The sequence below is a fragment of the Streptomyces sp. NPDC000983 genome, from assembly GCF_040299205.1.
Taxonomy (GTDB): domain Bacteria; phylum Actinomycetota; class Actinomycetes; order Streptomycetales; family Streptomycetaceae; genus Streptomyces.
Genome location: NZ_JBEPBM010000002.1, coordinates 207242 through 228854, shown reverse-complemented (window position 1 = coordinate 228854; position 21613 = coordinate 207242). Strand labels below are relative to the sequence as shown.

Below are 21613 nucleotides of genomic sequence, written 5' to 3'. Positions count from 1 at the left end.
TTAGTGGACACGATTGCCAGCCTCTTCAGCTTCATCACGACACCCGTTTCCTGGGTCATCGTCCAGTTCCACAAGGTGTACGGCGCCATCTTCGGCGATGACACCGGGTGGGCCTGGGGCCTGTCCATCGTGTCCCTGGTGATCCTGATTCGTATCTGCCTGATCCCGCTCTTCGTGAAGCAGATCAAGGCGACCCGGGCGATGCAGACGCTGCAGCCCGAGATGAAGAAGATCCAGGAGCGCTACAAGAACGACAAGCAGCGCCAGTCCGAAGAGATGATGAAGCTGTACAAGGAGACGGGTACCAACCCGCTCTCCTCGTGCCTTCCCATCCTGGCGCAGTCGCCGTTCTTCTTCGCGCTGTACCACGTGCTCAACAGCATCGCGAACAACGAGACGATCGGCGCGATCAACCAGAGCCTGCTCGACAGCGCGCAGAAGGCTCACATCTTCGGTGCGCCCCTGGCGGCGAAGTTCACCGACAGTGCCGCGGACGTCCAGGCGCTGGACGCGTCGCTCACCACGGTCCGCATCGTCACCGCGGTCATGATCGTCCTGATGTCGGCGTCGCAGTTCTACACGCAGCGCCAGCTGATGACGAAGAACGTCGACACCACGGTGAAGACGCCCTTCATGCAGCAGCAGAAGATGCTGATGTACATCTTCCCGGTCATGTTCGCCGTCTTCGGCATCAACTTCCCGGTGGGTGTCCTCGTCTACTGGCTGACCACCAACGTGTGGACCATGGGCCAGCAGATGTACGTGATCCGCAACAACCCGACGCCGGGTTCCAAGGCTCAGGCCGCCTACCTGGAGCGCCTGACCAAGCACGTCTCGCACCACGGCAAGGTTCGCCGGCGTGGTGAGCGCAACGTCGTCAAGGCGATCGTCGCCAAGGGCCGCGACCGCAACGAGTACGAGCGCAAGTTCATCAACGGCCTGAGCAAGGCGGGTCTCGCCGCGCAGACCGACGGCACCGTGCTCAAGAGCGAGACGCCCGTGGCCGTCGAGACCGAGGACGGGACGCCCCTGGCGACGCCCAAGCGGCAGCAGCCCAAGCGGCAGAGCAAGTCGCAGCGTCAGACCGGTGTGGCGAAGGCGGCGGGTGAGCCCGAGCCCAAGACGTCCCTGACCAAGTCGGACGCTCCGGAGGACACCAAGCCCACCGCTGCCAAGAAGCCCGGCTCCGGTACCCGCAGCAAGGCCCAGTCCGGACAGCGCAAGGGTCCGCAGCGGCCCAAGTCCCCGTCCAAGAAGTAAGAAGGAGTCCATCCCGTGACGGAAGGCACCATCTCCGCCGCTGCCGAGGGTGCAGACACCCTGTCCCGCCTGGAGCAGGAGGGCGAGATCGCGGCGGACTACCTTGAGGGTCTGCTCGACATCGCCGATCTCGACGGCGACATCGACATGGACGTCGAGGCCGACCGCGCCGCTGTCTCGATCATCAGCGACTCCGGCGGCCGCGACCTGCAGAAGCTGGTCGGCCGTGACGGTGAGGTACTGGAGGCGCTTCAGGAGCTGACGCGCCTGGCCGTGCACCGGGAGACCGGCGACCGCAGCCGGCTGATGCTGGACATCGCCGGGTACCGCGCCAAGAAGCGTGCCGAGCTCTCCGAGCTGGGTGCCAAGGCCGCGGCGGATGTCCGGAACACGGGTGAGCCGGTGAAGCTCAAGCCGATGACCCCGTTCGAGCGCAAGGTCGTGCACGACGCGGTCAAGGCCGCGGGTCTGCGCAGTGAGTCCGAGGGCGAGGAGCCGCAGCGCTTCGTCGTCGTGCTGCCTGCCTGATCGGTACGTACGTTCCTCCCGGCCCCGTCTGCCCGGCAGGCGGGGCCGAACTTTGTCAGCCTGATAGTTCTGGTGGTTCTGACGTCGGCGTCCGGGTGGCGTTGACGCGGTACGGAAGGACGGTCCCCCGTGACGGAGGCAGCGGAGCTTCCCCCCGCGCCCGAGCAGGCGCGTGAGGTGTTCGGTGATCGCTTCGCGGACGCGGTCCGATACGCGGAGCTGCTCGCGGAGGCGGGTGTGCAGCGTGGTCTGATCGGGCCGCGTGAGGTGCCCCGGCTGTGGGAGCGGCATCTGCTGAACTGCGCGGTGCTCGCGGAGGTCGTGCCGGAGGGGGTGACGGTGTGCGACGTGGGTTCCGGTGCGGGGCTTCCGGGCATTCCGCTGGCCCTGGTCCGGGAGGATCTGAAGATCACGTTGCTGGAGCCGTTGCTGCGGCGGACGACGTTCCTCACCGAGGTCGTCGAGCTGTTGGGCCTGGACCATGTGACGGTGGTCCGTGGTCGGGCCGAGGAGGTCATGGGCACGCTGCAGCCGGTGCATGTGGTGACGGCGCGTGCGGTGGCGCCGCTGGACCGGCTGGCCACCTGGGGCATCCCGCTGCTGCGTCCGTACGGGGAGATGCTCGCGCTCAAGGGTGACACCGCCGAGGAGGAGCTGAAGAGCGCCGCCACGGCTCTGAGCAAGCTCGGTGCGGTGGGGACGTCCGTCCTCCATGTCGGTGAGGGTGTGGTGGATCCGCTGTCGACGGTCGTGCGGGTCGAGGTGGGGGAGAGTCCGGGCGGTGTGCGCTTCGCCGCGAAGCGTGCGAAGGCGGCCCGGACGGGGCGGGCGCGCCGGCGGCGCTGATCCGCTCCCGGTCGGGCGTACTCCACCCAAGCTGCCAAACCCGGGTATGCCGGAGTGTCGGCGGTAGTTCGGCCTCGGCTGCTGTGCATCGTGTTTCACGTGAAACGTCGCTCACTGCTGCACGGCATCATCAGCCGGGGCCGGGCCGCGGCCGAACCGCGCGACCGCAAGCCATTGGGATCTTTGAGATCCTCTGAAGCAAAGCCTTCTCGTGATAACTCTGCGTCCCTCGTGGAGGGCACGGAGTTGTCCACAGAGGTGGATTTCTCCACAGAACACCAGGGCTCACTGGTTCACGACCCCGAAGGCATGGGAGGCTCTGTTCATTGCGAGCCTGAAGTCGAGGAGAGTGAATCCTTGCGGTCCGACGCCAACATCGCGGGACCGATGACCGATCCGGTCCCCGGTCCCCGTACCGAGTCGATGGGGGAGGATGTTTCACGTGAAACACCGCCCCCGCTGGACGACACTCCGATCGGTCGTGCCGCCCAACTGGCGGTGGAGGCTCTCGGTCGTGCCGGGGAGGGTCTGCCACGACCCGAGCAGACCCGGTTCATCGTGGTCGCCAACCAGAAGGGTGGCGTGGGCAAGACGACGACGACCGTCAACCTTGCCGCTTCACTGGCTCTGCACGGTGCCCGTGTCCTGGTGATCGACCTCGACCCTCAAGGCAACGCGTCCACCGCCCTGGGCATCGACCATCACGCGGAAGTTCCGTCGATCTACGACGTGCTGGTCGAGAGCAGGCCGCTCGCCGAGGTCGTCCAGCCGGTCCCCGATGTGGAGGGTCTCTTCTGTGCCCCCGCCACGATCGACCTGGCCGGCGCGGAGATCGAGCTGGTGTCGCTGGTGGCGCGGGAGAGCCGGCTCCAGCGGGCCATCCAGGCCTATGAGCAGCCGCTCGACTACATCCTCATCGACTGCCCGCCCTCGCTCGGCCTGCTGACGGTCAACGCGATGGTGGCCGGGCAGGAGGTCCTGATCCCGATCCAGTGCGAGTACTACGCGCTGGAGGGCCTGGGTCAGCTGCTGCGCAACGTCGACCTGGTCCGTGGGCACCTCAACCCCAACCTCCATGTCTCGACGATCCTGCTCACCATGTACGACGGCCGTACTCGGCTGGCGTCCCAGGTCGCGGACGAGGTCCGCAGCCACTTCGGCGAGGAGGTGCTGCGCACGAGCATTCCCCGCTCGGTGCGGATCTCCGAGGCGCCGAGCTATGGACAGACGGTGCTGACGTACGATCCCGGATCCAGCGGTGCGCTGTCCTATCTTGAGGCGGCACGAGAAATCGCGCTGAGGGGTGTCGGCGTCCGCTACGACGCGACGCACGCCCACGCAGGCGCCCAGAACGACCCGAGCATGGTGGAGGGCATCCAGTGAGCGACCGACGGAGGATTGGCCTGGGCCGCGGCCTTGGCGCGCTGATCCCTGGGCCGGCGGAGAGCACAGCGGCTCAGGCGGCGAGCGCTCCCGCGCCTGCTGCCGTCCCCGTGCTCACCGACCGTGGTGTGGCCGCGGCGAAGGTGGCCGCGCTGCCGCCCGTGACGCACGAGGCGGAGGAGCCGTCGGTGAACGGCGCGGACATGCCCGCGCCTCCCCTGGGCGCCCACTTCGCCGAGCTGCCTCTGGACTCGATCACGCCGAACCCGCGCCAGCCGCGTGAGGTCTTCGACGAGGACGCGCTGCAAGAACTCATCACCTCCATCCAGGAGGTGGGCCTGCTCCAGCCGGTCGTCGTACGGCAGCTGGCTCCGGGCCGCTACGAGCTCATCATGGGTGAGCGGCGGTGGCGGGCGTGCCGTGAGGCCGGCCTGGAGGCCATCCCCGCGATCGTGCGGGCCACGGACGACGAGAAGCTCCTGCTGGACGCGCTGCTGGAGAACCTGCACCGCGCTCAGCTGAACCCGCTGGAGGAGGCCGCCGCCTACGACCAGCTGCTGAAGGACTTCAACTGCACGCACGACCAGCTGGCGGACCGCATCGGCCGGTCCCGTCCGCAGGTCTCCAACACCCTGCGGCTGCTGAAGCTGTCGCCGAAGGTGCAGAACCGGGTGGCCGCCGGTGTTCTCTCCGCCGGGCACGCCCGGGCGCTGCTCTCGGTGGATGACCCGGAGGAGCAGGAACGGCTGGCGTACCGGGTCGTCGCCGAAGGGCTGTCCGTGCGGTCGGTCGAGGAGATCGTGACGCTGATGGGCTCGCGGGCCCAGAAGGCTCCGAGGGCCAAGGGCCCGCGTGCGGGGGCCCGGGTCTCCCCGGCTCTGACCGATCTGGCGACGCGTCTCTCGGACCGTTTCGAGACGCGGGTGAAGGTCGAGCTCGGTCAGAAGAAGGGCAAGATCACCGTCGAGTTCGCCTCGCCGGACGACCTTGAGCGCATCCTCAACACGCTGGCGCCGGGCGAGCGGCTCGCCCTGCAGAAGAGCCTCATGGAGGACGGTGCGGAGGACTCCGAGGACTGATCTCGGAGCCCGTGCGCCGTCGTCGGCCATCGGAGGGCGGGCCGTGTCCGGGACTACCGGAACACGGCCCGCCCTTTGCTTTCCGGCGGTACCGGGTCGTTCGCATGGTGGATACGATGCCCACGGGTATGGCGCATCCACCTGACGGCATTTCCTAGGGGAGGCGGGGGCCATGCGAACGGTGAGCCGGACCGGACTGGTGAGCGCGGGCTTGGGCCTGGGCGCGGTCGGCGGATTCGTCGGCAGCCTGCTCAGGGAACGGAGCGCCCTGACAGCCGCCCGTGACGCTGCGGGCGCGAGAAGCGAGGATCAGCCTTCATGGGGCGTCGGCTCGTACCGCTCACGCTGGACAACCTTCAGGACCTTCCCCGGCGTTGCCGCATGTGTGTCTTCTGGGAACTGGATCCCGTCAGCGGCAAGGCCGCGGTAGCCGCCGGCACTCCGGCGCTGGAGAAGGAGGGCTGGATCTCGGCCGTCCTGCTGGACTGGGGATCCTGCGGTCGGGTCGTCTATGTCGATGACATCCCGGTGGGCTTCGCCCTGTACGCGCCTCCGGCGTACGTCCCCCGCTCCACCGCGTTCCCCACGAGTCCGGTCTCACCGGATGCGGTGCAGCTGATGACGTCGTTCATCATGCCCGGATATCAGGGACAGGGACTGGGGCGGGTGATGGTCCAGACGGTCGCCAAGGATCTTCTGCGGCGGGGCTTCAAGGCGATCGAGGCGTTCGGGGACGCGCGCTGGAAGGAGCCCGCCTGTGTGCTTCCCGCCGATCATCTGCTGGCGGTGGGCTTCAAGACGGTACGGCCTCATCCCACGCATCCGAGGCTGAGGCTGGAGCTGCGGACGACGCTGTCGTGGAAGGAAGACGTGGAGATGGCCCTGGACCGGCTGCTGGGGGCCGTGCAGAAGGAGCCGGTGCTCCGCCCGCTGTGACGTCACGCGGGGCGGACAAGCGAAATGGGCCAACCCTCGGGGTTGGCCCATTCGTGTTTCACGTGAAACATCGCCACTCGGCGCTCTGGAACAACGCCTACTCGGCGATGAAGTCCTCCAGGTCGCGGAGGATCGCGGCCTTCGGCTTGGCGCCGACGATGGTCTTGGCGACCTCGCCGTTCTGGTAGACGTTGAGCGTCGGGATGGACATGACGCCGTACTTGGCGGCCGTACCCGGGTTCTCGTCGATGTTGAGCTTGACGATCTCGATCTTGTCGCCGTACTCGGCGGCAATGGCCTCGAGGGACGGCGCGATCTGGCGGCAGGGACCGCACCAGGCGGCCCAGAAGTCCACCAGGACGGGCTTGTCGTTCTTGATGACGTCCTGCTCGAAGGAGTCGTCGGTCACGTTCTTCAGAGTGCCGGCCACGGCGGGCTCCTTAACTGGTTGGTGCGTGGGGAGGGCGGGTGAGTTGTCAGACGGTCGTCGTCGCGGGCTCGGCGTTCTCCTCGTCCGCGAGGGCGGCGAGGAAGCGCTCGGCGTCGAGCGCGGCCGAACAGCCGGTGCCGGCCGCGGTGATCGCCTGACGGTAGGTGTGGTCGACCACGTCGCCGGCGGCGAAGACACCGGTGATGTTGGTGCGGGTGGAGGGGGCGTCGACCTTGAGGTAGCCCTCGGCGTCCAGGTCCAGCTGGCCCTTGAACAGCTCGGTGCGCGGGTCGTGACCGATCGCGATGAACAGACCGGTCACCGGCAGGTCGGAGAGTTCGCCGGTCTTGACGTTCCGCAGCTTCAGCGCCGCGAGCTTCTGGTCGCCCTGGACCTCGGCGACCTCGCTGTCCCAGACGAACTTGATCTTCGGGTCGGCGAAGGCGCGGTCCTGCATGGCCTTCGAGGCGCGCAGGGAGTCACGACGGTGGACGATCGTCACGGACTTGGCGAAGCGCGAGAGGAAGGTCGCCTCCTCCATCGCGGTGTCGCCGCCGCCGATCACGGCGATGTCGTGGTCCTTGAAGAAGAAGCCGTCGCAGGTGGCGCACCAGGAGACACCCCGACCGGAGAGGGCGTCCTCGTTGGGCAGGCCGAGCTTGCGGTGCTGGGAGCCGGTGGTGACGATGACGGCCTTGGCCCGGTGCACCGTGCCGGCGGTGTCGGTGACGGTCTTGATCTCACCGGTGAGGTCGACGGAGACGATGTCGTCCGGAATCAGTTCGGCGCCGAAGCGCTCGGCCTGGCCGCGCATGTTGTCCATGAGCTCGGGGCCCATGATGCCGTCCTGGAAGCCGGGGAAGTTCTCGACCTCGGTGGTGTTCATCAGCGCGCCACCGGCGGTGACGGCGCCCTCGAACACCAGCGGCTTCAGCGACGCGCGCGCGGTGTAGAGCGCCGCCGTGTAGCCGGCGGGCCCGGAGCCGATGATGATCACGTTACGGACGTCGCTCACGGCTTGATTCCTCGTCTCTGGACTGCGTCATAGGTCCGGTGGGAGCCCCTCTCAGAACTCTCACCCCACCCAACGGATCCTAAGGGGCGTGCATTCCCGCTGTGTCCGGGCACACGGAGGGGCGACACCGTAGCGCATACCACGAGGGACGGAGACGAAGCGTCCGCGGGCCGAGCAGGTGCTCAGGAGGTCCGTGTGTAGGTGTGCTTCAGCAGCACTTCGCCCTTGCCCATGGAGGGGTCGTCCACACAGCCGGTGGCGACGACGTAGGCGGTGACTTTGGTGCTGTCCCCCGGCTCGGGCAGGACGACGAGGAGCGCTTCGGTGCCCTGGTAGACGCCTTCCTCGGTGGCGAGGGCGGTGTCGTTGCGCCCGATGCCCTCCTGGACGCAGCCGGGAACCGTGGTCTGCTTGAAGACGTGGGGCTCCTTGGAACCGGGCACGGATTCCATGCTGCTCACGCTGTTGCGGGGAGTGTGCCCCCCGCTCGCTGTCTTCGCGAGGAGGTCCGACACCTGGTTCTCGAGGGTGCCCGCGGCGAAGGTGTCCGCGGCGGTCGACTGACCGCCGTCACCTTCGGGGCCACCGGTGGAATCGTTGAGCGAGGTGAGCAGAACCGAGCCGAGGCCGAGCGCCGCGACCGTGAAGACGGTGCCGAGGACGGCGACCCGTCGGCGCCCGCCCCGGCGGTGGCCCTTGCGCCCGGGTCCGGTGGTCGAGGCACGGGCGTGGCCCGCGGGACGGTCGGCCGGCGGTGATGTTTCACGTGAAACACCGTCGCTGCTGTCGGCGCCTCGGCGCTCGCCGAGCACAGCGGCCGGGATCACGGTCGCGTCCGTGTCGTCCTGGTCCGCATCCCCTGCCTCTGCCTCCGCCTCCGCCTCTGCCGTGAGGGCGGCCTCGATGCGCTCCACTACGTCGTCGGGCATCTCCATCGGCTCGGGCAGCGCTCCGAGCAGCCCACGGATCTCCTCCAGCGACGCGTGGACGTCGGCGCAGAGTTCGCACCCGTCGAGGTGCCGCCGTACGTCAGTGCTCCGGGACTCGGGCAGCAGGCCCTCGGTGAGGTCGGAGAGTTCGGTGACGTCCGGGTGTCCGGCCGTGTCTGTCGTCGGCGTCACGCTCGCCCACCTCCGCCCTTCACAGCCGTTGGATCACTTGGCCCGTTGTCGCCGGGGTCCGCGCCCCGGGGTCCCGCTGCCGGTGGGACGGATGTACCCGCCCCGTGGTTCCGTCCCCCGCCCGGTCCGTCGGCGCCACCGGTTCTTTCCGGCCGCAGATGGGTCAGGAGCGGCAGCAGCCGGGCGCGGCCCCGGGCGCACCGGCTCTTCACCGTCCCGGTGGGGACGTCCAGGATCCGGGCCGCCTCGGCGACGGGATAGCCCTGCATGTCGACGAGGACGAGGGCGGCGCGTTGGTCGGGCGGGAGAGTGCCGAGCGCCTCCAGCAACTGCCGGTGCAGATCGTTGCGCTCGGCCGGCGCCGCGGCCGACTCGTGCGGCTCCAGGAGCTGTTCCAGCCGCTCGGTGTCGTCGACGGGGGAGGTCTTGCGGGAGGCGGCCTTGCGGGCCCGGTCGAGGCAGGCGTTCACGGTGATCCGGTGCAGCCAGGTCGTGACGGCCGACTGGCCGCGGAAGGTGTGCGCGGCCCGGTAAGCGGAGACGAGCGCGTCCTGGACGGCGTCCGCGGCTTCCTCACGGTCGCCCAGCGTACGCAGCGCGACGGCCCAGAGCCGGTCACGGTGCCGACGCACGAGCTCGGCGAAGGCGTCCTTGTCGCCCTCTACATGGCGCGCCAGGAGATCGGCGTCCGAGAGATCGGCTCGGCTCGATCCGCTATCCACACGTATCCCCCGACTCCCTAGGGGAGGCAACTCGCGATGACGGCAACCCGACTTGTAGGCCCGATCGCCAGAATGCCACACGGCGCTCGCCGCCGAATGACGAAAGGGGCCGGACCGTGGTCCTGGAAGACCTCGGGCCGGCCCGCTCGAGACGTCAGCTGGTCACCTTGATGTCCATGACCCTGCCTCGCCACTTTCCGTCGTCCGCCTGTATGGGCAGCTCGGTGAGCCACACCAGCAGGTAGCGGGTGCTGACGCTCTTGCCCGGCTTGAGCGTCACGCTCGTCCCGGAGCCGTCGGCGACCTTGGCGTAGCCGTCGAGCGACGTCGGCATCGCGCCGGCGTCGCCGGACGCCGCACGCAGTTCGACCGAGGTGCTCCCCTGGAAGCTGACGGTCACCTTGCCGACCTGCTGAGCCTTGCCGAGATCGAGGACGACCCCCACACCCGACTTGAGATTGCCGAACCTGGCGCCGGCGTAGTAGCTGGTCTGCCAGTACGAACTCGGGTCGCCGTCGTAGACCTTGCCCACGTTCTCCGGGTACTCGGAGCGGTCGTCGCCGAACGGGTCGAAGTCCTGTGCGTCCTGGATCGCGATCGGCTTGCCGACGGTGGGCTTCTTCGGGCTCTTGTCGCCGCCGTCCGTCGTCTGGGTCTGGTTGGTGTCCTCGGCCTTGCCGCTGCGGTCCATCAGGGCGTCCGCCAACTGCCAGCTGCCCAGGCCCAGGGCGGCGATGAGCAGCGCCGACACGGCCCACTTCAGTGCCTTGCCCGTGCGGCTCTGCAGCGGCAGCGGCGGGGCCGGCACCGGCTGCGTGGCACCGGGACGCGGCGCCTGGCGGCCGTAGTTGCCCTGTTGGTACGTCGTGCGCTGGTAGTCCGGCGGGGCGGTGAACGTGGGCTCCGGCGGGCGGATGCGAGGCATCTCGCTGATCGCCTTGACCAGTTCCTCCGGCGTCGTGCACGCCGACTCGTGGCGGGAGGCGGTCGCGCCGTCGTTGGCGAGCGCGCGCATGGACAGCTCGGACAGACCGCGGTGGACGCCCGCACGGACCTGGTCGGGGGCGACCAGACCGACGTCCTTGGGCAGCCCGGTCAGACCGTAGGCGTCGTTCTCGTACGGCCAGCGCTGGGTCAGCGCCGCGTACAGCAGCGCGCCGATCGCCTCGGTGTCCGTGCGCTGCGGGGTGTCGGAACTGACGCCGCGCAGGGCGGCGTTGACGGCGAGACCGCGGATGCGCCACTGGCCGGTGGAGGTGCGCAGCACCGCGTTGGGGTTCAGCCGCAGATGCGCGAGGCCCTCCCGGTGCGCCGCGGCCATGGCGGCGGCCACCTGGGAGACCATCTGGTAGCCGTCGTACGGCTCCAGCGGGCCGGCCGACAGCAGGGTCGTCAGCTCGGTGGCGTCGGGCAGCCACTCGTGGACGACGTAGACGAGGTCGTTCTCCTCGACCGCGTCGAGGACCTGGACGAACCGGGGGTCGCCGAGCAGCGCGGAGGACCGGGCCGCCGCCAGTACGGAGCGGGCGCGGACGTGGTCGGCGGGCAGGAGGTGGACGCCCACGGCACGCCGCAGCTTCTCGTCCACCGCACGCCAACTGCTGAATCCGTCCAGACGGGTGACGCACTCCTCCAGGCGGTAGCGCCTGGCGAGCTTGTGCCCGCTGTGCAGTTCGGGTGGTGAGGCCTTCTCGGGACTCGCGGTCCCGCCACTCCCCTGTGCCTCGTCGGTGTCCGTGTCCAGCTCCCGATTCTGGGCCACCCCGTCGGCCGTGGACTGGTCCGCCTGCGCGGTCAGCGACTCGTCGCCGCTGGTGTCCTCCACGTCAACGGCAGCCGTGCTCCGTTCCGCCACCGTCGCTCCTGCCTCCCCTTACTCCGCGCGCCTTGAAACGCCGAGACCAATTGTGCCCACAGTCCGCCGCTATGCACGACACACGGTGGCGAACGATGGTTGTGCGCGTACCCCGGGCTCAGCGTCCCAGACGCCCACGGACCATGCCCACCAGCGAGTTCAGCTCCTCGATGCGCATCTTGCGCGCGGCGACGAAGAAGACCCCCAGAAGGACGGCGCCACCGACGATCAGTGCGGCGAACGAGCCGGCCACACCCTGGCCGAGGACCTGCGCGACCCCGTAGCAGACGGCGCCGGAGAGCAGTGCCGCCGGCACCGAGGCGATGCAGAGCCTGGCGTAGGTGCGCATCACCCGGGCGCCGTCGAGGTCCCCGCCGAGCTTGCGGCGCAGTCTGCTCCAGGCGACGCCGACGCCGATCGCGTAGGCCAGTCCGTACGCGGCGGCCATGCCGACGACGGCCCAGCGGGCGGGGATGACGAAGAAGCAGACGGCCGAGGCGACGGCGTTGACGGCCGCCACGATGACCGTGTTGTAGAAGGGGGTGCGGGTGTCCTCGTAGGCGTAGAAGGCACGCAGCACCACGTACTGCACCGAGTAGGGGATGAGGCCGAGGCCGAAGGCCATCAGCATGTAGCCCATGTTGGTGGCTTCGCTGGTGCCGGAGGAGCCGAACATCAGCGTGCACATCGGGATGCCGAGCGCCAGGAACCCGAAGGCGATGGGGACGATGGCGACCGCCGTCGTGCGCAGGCCCTGGGAGATGTCGTCGCGGACGGCACCGCCGTCGCCCTCGGCGGCCGAGCGCGACAGGCGCGGCAGGAGGGCGGCCATCAGCGAGACGGTGATGATGGCCTGCGGCAGGCCCCAGATCAGCTGGGCGTTGGCGTAGGCGGCGAAGCCGGTTCCGTCGACGTCGGAGTCGACTCCGGCCGCGGTGGACAGCTGGGTGACCACGAGCGCGCCGGCCTGGTTGGCGAGGACGAACAGGATCGTCCACTTGGCGAGCATCGCCGCCTTGCCCAGCCCGTGGCCCTTCCAGTCGAAGCGCAGCCGCAGCCGGAAGCCCGTCTCCCGCAGGTACGGGATCATCGCCAGGGCCTGGACGACCAGGCCGAGCAGCACACCGATGCCGAGGAGCCGCTGGCCCTCCGGCGGGATGTTCGTGACGGCCATGCCGGAGCGCTCCGCGGTGCCGTACACCCACAGGAACATGCCGAGCGTGACGATGATGACGATGTTGTTCAGGACGGGGGTCCACATCATCGCGCCGAACCTGCCGCGCGCGTTGAGGATCTGACCCATCACCACATGGACGCCCATGAAGAAGATCGAGGGCAGGAAGTAGCGGGTGAAGGTGACGGCCACGTCGTTGGCCGCCGGGTTGTTGGCGACCGGTGCCGACAGCGCCTTGACGAGCAGGGGCGCGGCGACCATCGCGAGCGCGGTGAGAGCGGCGAGGGCCACCATCACCAGGGTCAGCAGGCGGTTCGCGTAGGCCTCGCCGCCGTCCTCGTCGTCCTTCATCGCGCGGACCAGCTGCGGCACGAAGACGGAGTTGAGGCCGCCGCCGACGGTCAGGATGTAGATCATCGTCGGCAGCTGGTAGGCGACCTGGAAGGAGTCACCGAGCAGACCGAGTCCCAGCGCCGAGACGATCATCATGGACCGGACGAAACCGGTCAGCCGGGACACCATCGTGCCCGCCGCCATGACCGCGCTGGACTTCAGCAGTCCCGCGGCCTTCCCGCCCTTCTTGGCGGGGGCGGCGGAAGCGGCCGGAGCCGGTGCCGCCGGAGGGGGTACGGGTGCGGTGCCGAGGTTCATGGTCTCGCCGGCTCCGCCCTGTGCGGGCGCCTGGGGCTGCTGGTACCGCGCGGGCTCACCGGCGGGGCCGGGCACCGACGGGGGCTCGTGGGGCGGGCGTCCGCCGCCCTGCTGCTGGTCCCTGAAGAGGTGTGCGAAGGCGTCCGGCTCGTGCCGCTCGTCGGCCGAGTGCGTGACCAGGTCGTCCACGCCCACGTACTGCGTGGTGCGCGGATCGTCGCCGTACGGCAGGTACTGGGTCGCACCGTCCGGTTCGGGCGCCGGGGTCTGGGCCCACACATGGGGGTCGGGGGCGTACGGCGACTGCTGGGGCTGGGCGTACAGGGGCTGCTGGGGCGGGTAGGTGCCGGGCGGCGGCGGGGGGTGCGCGGAGCGGTCGTAGAGCGCCTCGGCGACCGGGTCCTGGGCGGAGAGGTCCTGCGCCCGGTAGGGGTCCTGGTCGTAGGCGTCCTGGAGGTACATGTCCGCGGGGGGCTGCGGCGGCACCTGGCCGTGCTCGGGCGGCGGGCCCTCGGCGTGGCCCGGGCTGCCCGCGCCCTGGCCGCGGTCACCGTCGTACGGCGCGTTCATGGTTACCCCACCTCATCGTCCCGGGCCCACCGGCCACGACATCCTCAACGGTCCACTCTCTCACCCGTGCCGGAAGGGTCCGCGCTTTCCACTGGGGTGTCCGGCACCGGGTCACTCGGCTGCTCCGGGGCGGACTCCCGCTCGGGGCGGTCGTTGTGACCCTCTGGTTCCTCGGGTGTGCCGGCAGGCGCGTCGGAGGTCTCGGGACCATTCTCCGCGCTCTGCCGGGCGGCCCGCTTGCGCTGGGTGTACATGCGGAACCCGGCGAGGACCAGGAGGAGGAAACCGCCGCCGATGACGAGCATGACCGTTGCCGTGAACTCGGTGACCTTCACGTCGAACCGGACCTCGGCACCGTACTTCTGGCCGTCCCGTGTGTACAGCTGTGCGATCACCTCCCCCTGGCCGTTGGCCTCGGCGGAGGTGGTGAACTTCACCGTCTGGCTGTGGCCGCCGGAGACCGTGACCGGCTGCTCCTCGTAGTCGTCCCCGCCGATCTTCAGACGCCGGGGGCTGGTCGAGGTGAGACGCAGCACCAGGTCGTCGACGCCCTGCACCAGGTTGTTCTGCACGGTCACGGGGATCGTGGCGCTGCGGCCGGAGAGCTTCACCTCGGACTTGTCGATGAGGGAGACCTGGTCCGCGAGGGAGTCCAGGTAGCTCTCCACCTCGTCGCGGTACTCGGCCGCCTCGGCGGCCCGGCCGCGCCAGGAGGTCGACATCTCGCGGTTCATCGCACGGCCGAAGGGGGTCACGACCCGGGACTTGTCGCTGAGGATGACCTTGAACCGGTCGAGCTTGTCCTGGGTCACCGCGATCTGCTCGAACGCCGTGCGCCGGAGTTCCTGCTTGCGCAGCGCGGAGGGGTAGGCGGACTTCGAGGGGATCCTGGTCGTGGCGCCCGGGTCGGGCTTGGCCGCGGCAGTGGTGGTGAGGTCATGGAACTCGGTCCAGCCGCTGTTCTGGAGGTCCGTCACCGCCTGGGCCAGCGTCTGTGCCTGAGCCGCCGTCGGCATGCGCTGCGGGGCGACGACGATGCTGCGCTGCTTGTCCGTCTGAAGGTTCAGCGCCAGGCTCTGGGCCAGGAACCGCTGACGGGCCAGTGTGGCCGTGGACGCCCTTGTCATGTCGCCCTGGAAGGCCGTGGACAGCCGTGCGTCGGCGACCACGGCCGTCGTGCCGCCGCCGACGGGACGGGCCGCGGAGGGGGTGTAGGTCAGGTCCGAGGTCTCGTCCAGGCTGTCGCTGCGCGCGATCACCTTGTCCGCGCCCGCCGAGGTGGCGACCTTCATGATCGACGGGTCCACGGCGCCCTCGACCGGCCAGGCGAAGTCGGTGGTCGGCTCCACGTACAGGATCGACTCGACGGTGTCGGAGGCGACGTCGGTCGCCTCCTTGAGGTGGCCCAGGGAGCCCGTGACGGCCGTGCCGTTGTGGGCGAGGGAGGCCAGGTCGGGGTCGGCGAAGGGCAGCGCGACGACCTCGTTGTCCAGCACGGCGCCCTGGAGCGCGGTGAGCCAGCGCTTGGCGAGCTCCTGGTCGGCCCGGGTGCCGGGGGTGGTGGTGCCGTTCTCGCCCTGGACGCGGAAGCTGCGGGTCATGGCGTCGACGGAGGCCAGGAGGTCCGGGTCGACGACCCAGGTCACGTCGAGGTCCTTGCCGAGCGAGACCATCCGCTCCAGCCGGCCGCCCGGCGCGAGTTCCGCGGCGAGGTCGTTGTCACGGAAGACCGGGGTCTGCGACTCGTTGGACCCCGTCTGCGCCGTCATGTGGACGGTGGAGATCAGCGGCCACAGCACGGTCGTCTTCGTCCGGGTGTCGGCCTCGTCGGGCTGGTACGGCAGGAAGGTCCGCTGCACGCCGAGCACCTGGGTCCACGGCTGGGCGGCCGTCTCACCGGACAGGGAGACCGCGAGCTGGTAGATCCCGTTGCCGCCCAGGTCCAGTTCGTCGACCGGCACCTCGATGGAGAAGGGCTGCGAGACGCCCGGGGTGAGTTTGGCGAACTTCTCGACGTACTTCCCGCCGAGCGGCAGCCCGTCGGTGCCCGGCTGGGATCCGGTGGCCCTGGCGGCGGAGTCGATGCCGGAGCGGGTGGTCAGCTCCTGGCCCACCCGCAGGTCGACCTGGGCCTCGGTGACGGCCTGCTTGCCGGTGTTGGTGACCGTGCCGGACACGGTCACCGTGTCGCCGTCCGTGGGGACGCTCGGTGTGAGGGAGTCGACAGCGACGGAGACGGTCCTGTCACCGGTGGCGGCCTGGGCGGGGGACGCCGCGGGCAGCTGGAGGAGACCCGCCAGCAGGGGGGCGCCGGTGAGCAGCGCCCCGGTGCGCCGCAGCCACCGGCGGGCAGGTGAGGGACTGGTCCCCTGGAAGTCTGCCGCCTCGGCCACGCGCTCGCCCGTCCCTCGTCGTCGTCAGTGGTCGTCGGAATGTGCGTCCACGCATGGTAACGATGCCCGCTGAGGGGAAGTGCCGCGGACTGCTCCACAAGATCGGCGCGGGGCACCGCGCCGTCCCCTATGTTCCCGTATGAAGCGGGCCGGCTCTGTGCACGTTTAATGGAGGCGCTGCGGGCCGTTACGGCCACGTACTCTCTTTTGTTGTGCCGAACGCCAACGAAGACAACCTCAGTGTCCTGAGCCAGGTGCAGCACCGTGCGGTGAGTGAACTGCTGCGGGTCGCGCCTGTCGCCGACGACCTCGCCCGTCGCTTCGAGGAGGCAGGGTTCTCACTCGCCCTGGTCGGCGGGTCGGTGCGGGACGCGCTGCTGGGCCGGCTCGGCAACGATCTGGACTTCACGACCGATGCCCGTCCCGAGGACGTCCTGAAGATCGTGCGCCCGTGGGCGGACGCCGTCTGGGAGGTCGGGATCGCCTTCGGCACGGTGGGCGCCCAGAAGGACGGCTACCAGATCGAGGTCACCACCTACCGGTCGGAGGCGTACGACCGGACCTCACGCAAACCCGAGGTGTCGTACGGCGACTCCATCGAGGAGGATCTCGTCCGCCGTGACTTCACGGTGAACGCGATGGCCGTCGCGCTGCCGGCGAAGGTGTTCATCGACCCGCACGGTGGGCTTGAGGACCTCGCGGAGCGGGTGCTGCGCACTCCGGGCACTCCTGAAGCCTCCTTCTCGGACGACCCGCTGCGGATGATGCGTGCCGCGCGGTTCGCGGCTCAGCTGGACTTCGAGGTGGCTCCCGAGGTCGTGGCGGCCATGACGGAGATGGCCGAGCGGATCGAGATCGTCTCGGCCGAGCGCGTTCAGGGCGAGCTGAACAAGCTCATCCTGTCCGCCCACCCGCGTAAGGGTCTGACGCTGCTCGTCGAGACCGGCCTTGCCGATCGGGTGCTGCCCGAGCTGCCGGCCCTGCGGCTGGAGAGCGACGAGCATCACCGGCACAAGGACGTCTACGAGCACACGCTGATCGTGCTGGAGCAGGCGATGGCGCTGGAGGAGCAAGGGCCCGACCTGACCCTCAGGCTGGCCGCGCTGCTGCACGACATCGGCAAGCCGCGCACCCGGCGCTTCGAGAAGGACGGCCGGGTCTCGTTCCACCACCACGAGATGGTCGGCGCGAAGATGACGAAGAAGCGCATGACGGCGCTGAAGTACTCCAACGAGCTCGTGAAGGACGTCTCACGCCTCGTCGAGCTCCACCTGCGCTTCCACGGCTACGGCACCGGCGAGTGGACCGACTCCGCCGTCCGCCGCTACGTCCGCGACGGCGGCCCCCTCCTGGAGCGGCTGCACAAGCTCACCCGCTCCGACTGCACGACCCGGAACAAGCGCAAGGCCGCAGCCCTGTCCCGGGCCTACGACGGCCTGGAGGAGCGCATCGCGCAGCTCCAGGAGCAGGAGGAGCTGGACTCGATCCGCCCGGACCTCGACGGCAACGACATCATGCAGATCCTCGGGGTCGGTCCGGGGCCGGTGATCGGCAGCGCCTACAAGCACATGCTGGAGCTGCGCCTGGAGAACGGCCCCATGGGCCACGACGCCGCGGTGACGGCGCTCAAGGAGTGGTGGGCCACCCAGGAGGCCTGATGCAACGGAACGGGGTCATGTTTCACGTGAAACATGACCCCGCGTGCGTGCAGTGCGTACGGCCGCAGGTGCGCGCATGGCGCAGGGGCCATGTTTCACGTGAAACATGGCCCCTGCGGTGGAGCGTGACCTACTTGGCGGTGTAGTCCGCCAGGCAGAGCGTGAAGTCCTTGCTGCCGCCGGTCTCGGTGTACTCCGAGTACTTGGTGCGGTCGCAGCCCGCGATGGTGCCGTCCTTCTTCTCCGCGACCTTGTACCTGGCCTTGGAGTCGCTGCAGTCCACGACTTCCAGGCCCGGGTCGGTCGTGCTGTCCGGGTCCGAGATGCTCATGCAGTCCCCGACCTTCGCCGTGTCCGCGTCGTCACGGCTCGCTATGTAGCCGCCGACCACCACGCCGATGACGACGACAGCCACGACGATGTTCTTGATCGTCTTGAAGCTGAGCTTGCGGCGGGGCTGCTCCGGCGGGACCGGCGCGTACGGGGCTGCGCCCGGCTGCGGGAAGCCCGGCTGCTGGGGGTCCTGGCCCTGGGGCTGGGCGTACGGGTTCTGGCCCTGAGCAAACGGGTTCTGGCCCTGGGGCGGCGGAGTTGTCACTTGGGGGTCCCCCTCGAACATGGGTGAGTGACGCGAACGGAGCGCGCATAAGACTCACGTAAGTTATCGGGCCCCACTGACACTCCAGAAGTCAGGAGGGTCTCTGTGGCACTGATGTGACACTTATCGGCGTTCAAAACGGGCCATAGCCACAGCAACCGCACCGTAGATAACGGCGACTGTTACCACCAGGGCCACTGAGCGGCCGTCAGGCGGCAGCATCAGCGCCGCGACTCCGGCCGCGCCGACGAAGGCGACGTTGAACAGGACGTCGTAGAGGGAGAAGACGCGGCCGCGGAAGCCGTCGTCGACCGAGGACTGCACGACGGTGTCCGTGGCGATTTTGGCGCCCTGTGTCGTCAACCCGAGCACGAACGCGGTGAGAAGCATCGGCACGACGGCGAACTGCAGCCCCAGGGCGGGTTCCAGGACCGCGGCGGTGCCGGCGCACACGACGATCCAGCGGCCCGGACCGAGACGCCCCGCTGCCCACGGCGTCAGTACGGCCGCCGTGAAGAAGCCCGCGCCGGAGATGCCCAACGCCAGCCCCAGCAGCGCCAGCCCGTCGTTCGAGTCGGTGTCGGAGGAGAAGGTGTACCGGCACAGCATCAGCAGCATGACCAGCAGGGCGCCGTAGCAGAAGCGCATCAGCGTCATCGCGGCCAGCGCCCAGGCCGCTTCCCTGCGCGGTGGGGTGGCCAGATGGCGCACCCCCGCCACGAGGTCGCGCGCGGTGCCGGTGAGGGCCGTGCGCAGCCCCGGCCGTACCAACTCCCGGTCGGGGCCCAGCAGCTCCCGGGACATGCGCAGGGACGCCAGCGCCGCGCACAGGTACAGCGCGGCGCCGAGCAGGACGACCGCCGCGTCGGAGTCCGCCACCAGCAGCCGTACGGCGAAGGCGAGGCCGCCGCCCGCGGTCGCGGCGAGGGTGCCGGCCGTCGGGGAGAGGGAGTTGGCGATGACCAGGCGCTCGCCGTCGACGACGCGGGGAAGGGCGGCGGAGAGGCCGGAGAGGACGAAGCGGTTGACGGCGGTGACGCACAGGGCGGAGGCGTAGAAGAGCCAGTCCGGGACCTGGCTGACCATCAGCACGGCGGTCGCCGAGGCGAGCAGGGCGCGCAGGAGACTGCCGTAGAGGAAGACCTGGCGGCGTTGCCAGCGGTCCAGCAGGACGCCGGCGAAGGGGCCGACGAGGGAGTACGGCAGGAGCAGGACCGCCATGGCGGAGGCGATCGCGGCGGCCGATGTCTGTTTCTCCGGGGAGAAGACCACGTACGTGGCGAGCGCGACCTGGTAGACGCCGTCGGCGCCCTGGGAGAGCAGCCGAAGGGCGAGCAGACGCCTGAAGTTCCGAAAACGCAGCAGAACGCGCAGGTCGCGGGCGACGGACATGGGGCTCAGCCTCACATACGGGAAGGTCCCCGGGTCGTACGACCCGGGGACCCTTCTCGGCTCTGGCAGGAGCGGACTCGCGGAGCCTTAGCGCTCGACCTCGCCCTTGATGAACTTCTCGACGTTGTCGAGGGCCTCGTCGTCGAAGTACTGCACCGGCGGGGACTTCATGAAGTACGAGGACGCCGACAGGATCGGGCCGCCGATGCCGCGGTCCTTGGCGATCTTCGCGGCGCGCAGGGCGTCGATGATGACACCCGCGGAGTTCGGGGAGTCCCAGACCTCGAGCTTGTACTCCAGGTTCAGCGGGACGTCGCCGAACGCGCGGCCCTCGAGGCGCACGTAGGCCCACTTGCGGTCGTCGAGCCACGCGACGTAGTCGGACGGGCCGATGTGGACGTTCTTCTCGCCGAGGTCCCGGTCGGGGATCTGGGAGGTGACGGCCTGCGTCTTGGAGATCTTCTTGGACTCGAGGCGGTCACGCTCGAGCATGTTCTTGAAGTCCATGTTGCCGCCGACGTTCAGCTGCATCGTGCGCTCCAGGCGCACACCACGGTCCTCGAACAGCTTCGCCATGACGCGGTGCGTGATGGTGGCGCCGACCTGCGACTTGATGTCGTCACCGACGATCGGGACGCCCGCCTCGGTGAACTTGTCCGCCCACTCCTTGGTGCCGGCGATGAAGACCGGGAGGGCGTTGACGAAGGCGACCTTGGCGTCGATGGCGCACTGGGCGTAGAACTTCGCCGCGTCCTCGGAGCCGACGGGCAGGTAGCAGACGAGAACGTCGACCTGGCGGTCCTTGAGGATCTGGACGACGTCGACCGGCTCCTCGGCGGACTCCTCGATGGTCTGGCGGTAGTACTTGCCGAGACCGTCGAGGGTGTGGCCGCGCTGGACGGTGACGCCGGAGTTCGGCACGTCGCAGATCTTGATGGTGTTGTTCTCGGAGGCGCCGATGGCGTCCGCGAGGTCGAGGCCGACCTTCTTCGAGTCGACGTCGAAGGCCGCGACGAACTCCACGTCACCGACGTGGTACTCGCCGAACTGGACGTGCATCAGGCCCGGGACCTTGGACGCCGGGTCGGCGTCCTTGTAGTACTCGACGCCCTGCACCAGCGACGCGGCGCAGTTGCCCACGCCGACGATGGCTACGCGAACCGAACCCATTCCGGTTGCTCCCTGTGTGTACGAGTGAGGCCCTGTGTGAGCGCTCACGTGGCGGTGTCGTCGGGCGTATCCGCGCCGGGGTCGCCCCCGGTACGGGGCAGGCCGCCCGTCGCTCCAGATGTGGTGTCCTGCTGTGCGGGCCCCCCGGGGGCGGACCCCTTGAGGTCCCTCCCGGCCCGCTCGCTCTCGATGAGCTCGTTCAGCCAGCGCACTTCGCGCTCCACGGACTCCATTCCGTGGCGCTGGAGCTCAAGCGTGTAGTCGTCCAGACGTTCCCGGGTGCGTGCCAGGGAGGCCCGCATCTTCTCCAGACGCTCCTCCAGACGGCTCCGGCGGCCCTCCAGTACGCGCATGCGGACATCGCGCGAGGTCTGCCCGAAGAAGGCGAACCGGGCGGCGAAGTGCTCGTCCTCGTACACGTCGGGGCCGGTCTGGGAGAGCAGTTCCTCGAAGTGCTCCTTACCTTCCGCCGTCAGCCGGTAGACGATCTTGGCGCGGCGGCCGGCGAGGGACGCTGCGAGGGCGTCCTCGGGGGCGTTTCCCGGCTCCTCGATCAACCAGCCGTTGGCGACCAGCGTCTTGAGGCAGGGATAGAGCGTGCCGTAGCTGAACGCACGGAACACACCCAGTGACGTATTGAGTCGTTTGCGCAGCTCATAGCCGTGCATCGGAGATTCACGGAGCAGGCCGAGGACGGCGAACTCAAGGATCCCGGCCCGTCGGCTCATCCTTCGCCTCCTCGTCCTTATCTCGCGTTGATGTATCGACTCGATACATCAAGACGATAGAACGGCTCCGCGTGTGCGACAAGGGGGAGGATCGTGAACGGGAT

At 69.2% G+C, this 21613-nt stretch carries 18 protein-coding genes; 7 read left to right on the top strand and 11 right to left on the bottom strand.

Annotated features, from left to right (window positions below; translation table 11 throughout):
* Positions 1-3 precede the first annotated feature (3 nt).
* The 6 genes from yidC (at position 4) to ABT296_RS03030 (ending at position 6032) form a co-directional block, all read left to right on the top strand.
* Positions 4-1260: a membrane protein insertase YidC gene (yidC, locus tag ABT296_RS03055; RefSeq protein WP_351922607.1), complete on the top strand. Its 1257-nt coding sequence runs from the start codon at positions 4-6 to the stop codon at positions 1258-1260.
* Between the two features lie 15 nt (positions 1261-1275).
* Positions 1276-1788 (top strand): Jag family protein, encoded by a 513-nt coding sequence (locus tag ABT296_RS03050; protein ID WP_351922606.1) that lies wholly within the window; start codon positions 1276-1278, stop codon positions 1786-1788.
* A gap of 129 nt (positions 1789-1917) precedes the next feature.
* Positions 1918-2634, top strand: coding sequence for a 16S rRNA (guanine(527)-N(7))-methyltransferase RsmG (rsmG, locus tag ABT296_RS03045; RefSeq protein ID WP_351922605.1), 717 nt, complete (start codon positions 1918-1920; stop codon positions 2632-2634).
* Positions 2635-2943: 309 nt separating this feature from the next.
* Complete coding sequence (locus tag ABT296_RS03040) at positions 2944-4017, top strand: ParA family protein (RefSeq protein WP_351922896.1); 1074 nt, start codon at positions 2944-2946, stop codon at positions 4015-4017.
* On the top strand, positions 4014-5096 hold the full coding sequence (locus ABT296_RS03035) for a ParB/RepB/Spo0J family partition protein (protein ID WP_351922604.1): 1083 nt from the start codon (positions 4014-4016) through the stop codon (positions 5094-5096). Before ABT296_RS03040 ends, ABT296_RS03035 begins: the two co-directional genes overlap by 4 nt.
* A gap of 318 nt (positions 5097-5414) precedes the next feature.
* Positions 5415-6032, top strand: coding sequence for a GNAT family N-acetyltransferase (locus ABT296_RS03030; RefSeq protein ID WP_351922603.1), 618 nt, complete (start codon positions 5415-5417; stop codon positions 6030-6032).
* A 97-nt stretch (positions 6033-6129) separates the two neighbouring features.
* On the opposite strand, the gene trxA is transcribed toward ABT296_RS03030, so the two are convergent.
* The 7 genes from trxA to ABT296_RS02995 all read right to left on the bottom strand — a co-directional run bounded on the left by trxA (position 6130) and on the right by ABT296_RS02995 (position 15963).
* Entirely contained in the window at positions 6130-6462 is a 333-nt protein-coding gene (gene trxA, locus ABT296_RS03025; RefSeq protein ID WP_351922602.1) for a thioredoxin, read from the bottom strand.
* A gap of 46 nt (positions 6463-6508) precedes the next feature.
* Positions 6509-7477, bottom strand: a complete 969-nt coding sequence (gene trxB / locus ABT296_RS03020; RefSeq protein ID WP_351922601.1) for a thioredoxin-disulfide reductase — start codon at positions 7475-7477, stop codon at positions 6509-6511.
* Positions 7478-7659: 182 nt separating this feature from the next.
* The gene (locus ABT296_RS03015; RefSeq protein WP_351922600.1) at positions 7660-8598 is read right to left on the bottom strand and encodes an anti-sigma factor family protein; all 939 of its coding nucleotides are present in this window, start codon (positions 8596-8598) and stop codon (positions 7660-7662) included.
* A complete protein-coding gene (sigM, locus tag ABT296_RS03010) occupies positions 8595-9320 on the bottom strand; it encodes an RNA polymerase sigma factor SigM (protein ID WP_351922599.1) in 726 nt (241 codons plus the stop codon). The genes ABT296_RS03015 and sigM overlap by 4 nt, the downstream gene beginning before the upstream one ends.
* A gap of 154 nt (positions 9321-9474) precedes the next feature.
* Entirely contained in the window at positions 9475-11175 is a 1701-nt protein-coding gene (locus ABT296_RS03005) for a protein kinase family protein (RefSeq protein ID WP_351922598.1), read from the bottom strand.
* Between the two features lie 118 nt (positions 11176-11293).
* The gene (murJ, locus tag ABT296_RS03000) at positions 11294-13570 is read right to left on the bottom strand and encodes a murein biosynthesis integral membrane protein MurJ (RefSeq protein WP_351922597.1); all 2277 of its coding nucleotides are present in this window, start codon (positions 13568-13570) and stop codon (positions 11294-11296) included.
* 44 nt (positions 13571-13614) lie between these two features.
* Positions 13615-15963: a DUF6049 family protein gene (locus ABT296_RS02995; protein ID WP_351922596.1), complete on the bottom strand. Its 2349-nt coding sequence runs from the start codon at positions 15961-15963 to the stop codon at positions 13615-13617.
* 212 nt (positions 15964-16175) lie between these two features.
* Between ABT296_RS02995 and ABT296_RS02990 the strand changes: the two genes are divergently transcribed.
* Positions 16176-17621: a CCA tRNA nucleotidyltransferase gene (locus tag ABT296_RS02990; protein ID WP_351922595.1), complete on the top strand. Its 1446-nt coding sequence runs from the start codon at positions 16176-16178 to the stop codon at positions 17619-17621.
* Between the two features lie 130 nt (positions 17622-17751).
* Here the strand turns inward: ABT296_RS02990 and ABT296_RS02985 are convergent, their stop codons facing one another.
* The 4 genes from ABT296_RS02985 to ABT296_RS02970 all read right to left on the bottom strand — a co-directional run bounded on the left by ABT296_RS02985 (position 17752) and on the right by ABT296_RS02970 (position 21509).
* Positions 17752-18219 (bottom strand): LppU/SCO3897 family protein, encoded by a 468-nt coding sequence (locus tag ABT296_RS02985; protein WP_351922594.1) that lies wholly within the window; start codon positions 18217-18219, stop codon positions 17752-17754.
* Between the two features lie 123 nt (positions 18220-18342).
* Positions 18343-19611 carry an MFS transporter gene (locus ABT296_RS02980; protein ID WP_351922593.1) on the bottom strand — a complete coding sequence of 423 codons (1269 nt, stop codon included), beginning with the start codon at positions 19609-19611 and terminating at the stop codon, positions 18343-18345.
* Between the two features lie 87 nt (positions 19612-19698).
* The gene (locus ABT296_RS02975) at positions 19699-20781 is read right to left on the bottom strand and encodes an inositol-3-phosphate synthase (protein ID WP_351922592.1); all 1083 of its coding nucleotides are present in this window, start codon (positions 20779-20781) and stop codon (positions 19699-19701) included.
* Positions 20782-20825: 44 nt separating this feature from the next.
* Positions 20826-21509 carry a PadR family transcriptional regulator gene (locus ABT296_RS02970; RefSeq protein ID WP_351922591.1) on the bottom strand — a complete coding sequence of 228 codons (684 nt, stop codon included), beginning with the start codon at positions 21507-21509 and terminating at the stop codon, positions 20826-20828.
* Between the last annotated feature and the right edge of the window lie 104 nt (positions 21510-21613).

Coding starts and splice junctions, on each gene's coding strand:
- ABT296_RS03040 (WP_351922896.1), top strand. CDS start 2,944: ATGGGAGGCTCTGTTCATTGCGAGCCTGAAGTCGAGGAGAGTGAATCC.
- ABT296_RS03030 (WP_351922603.1), top strand. CDS start 5,415: ATGGGGCGTCGGCTCGTACCGCTCACGCTGGACAACCTTCAGGACCTT.
- murJ (WP_351922597.1), bottom strand. CDS start 13,570: ATGAACGCGCCGTACGACGGTGACCGCGGCCAGGGCGCGGGCAGCCCG.
- ABT296_RS02980 (WP_351922593.1), bottom strand. CDS start 19,611: ATGTCCGTCGCCCGCGACCTGCGCGTTCTGCTGCGTTTTCGGAACTTC.
- ABT296_RS02975 (WP_351922592.1), bottom strand. CDS start 20,781: ATGGGTTCGGTTCGCGTAGCCATCGTCGGCGTGGGCAACTGCGCCGCG.
- ABT296_RS02970 (WP_351922591.1), bottom strand. CDS start 21,509: ATGAGCCGACGGGCCGGGATCCTTGAGTTCGCCGTCCTCGGCCTGCTC.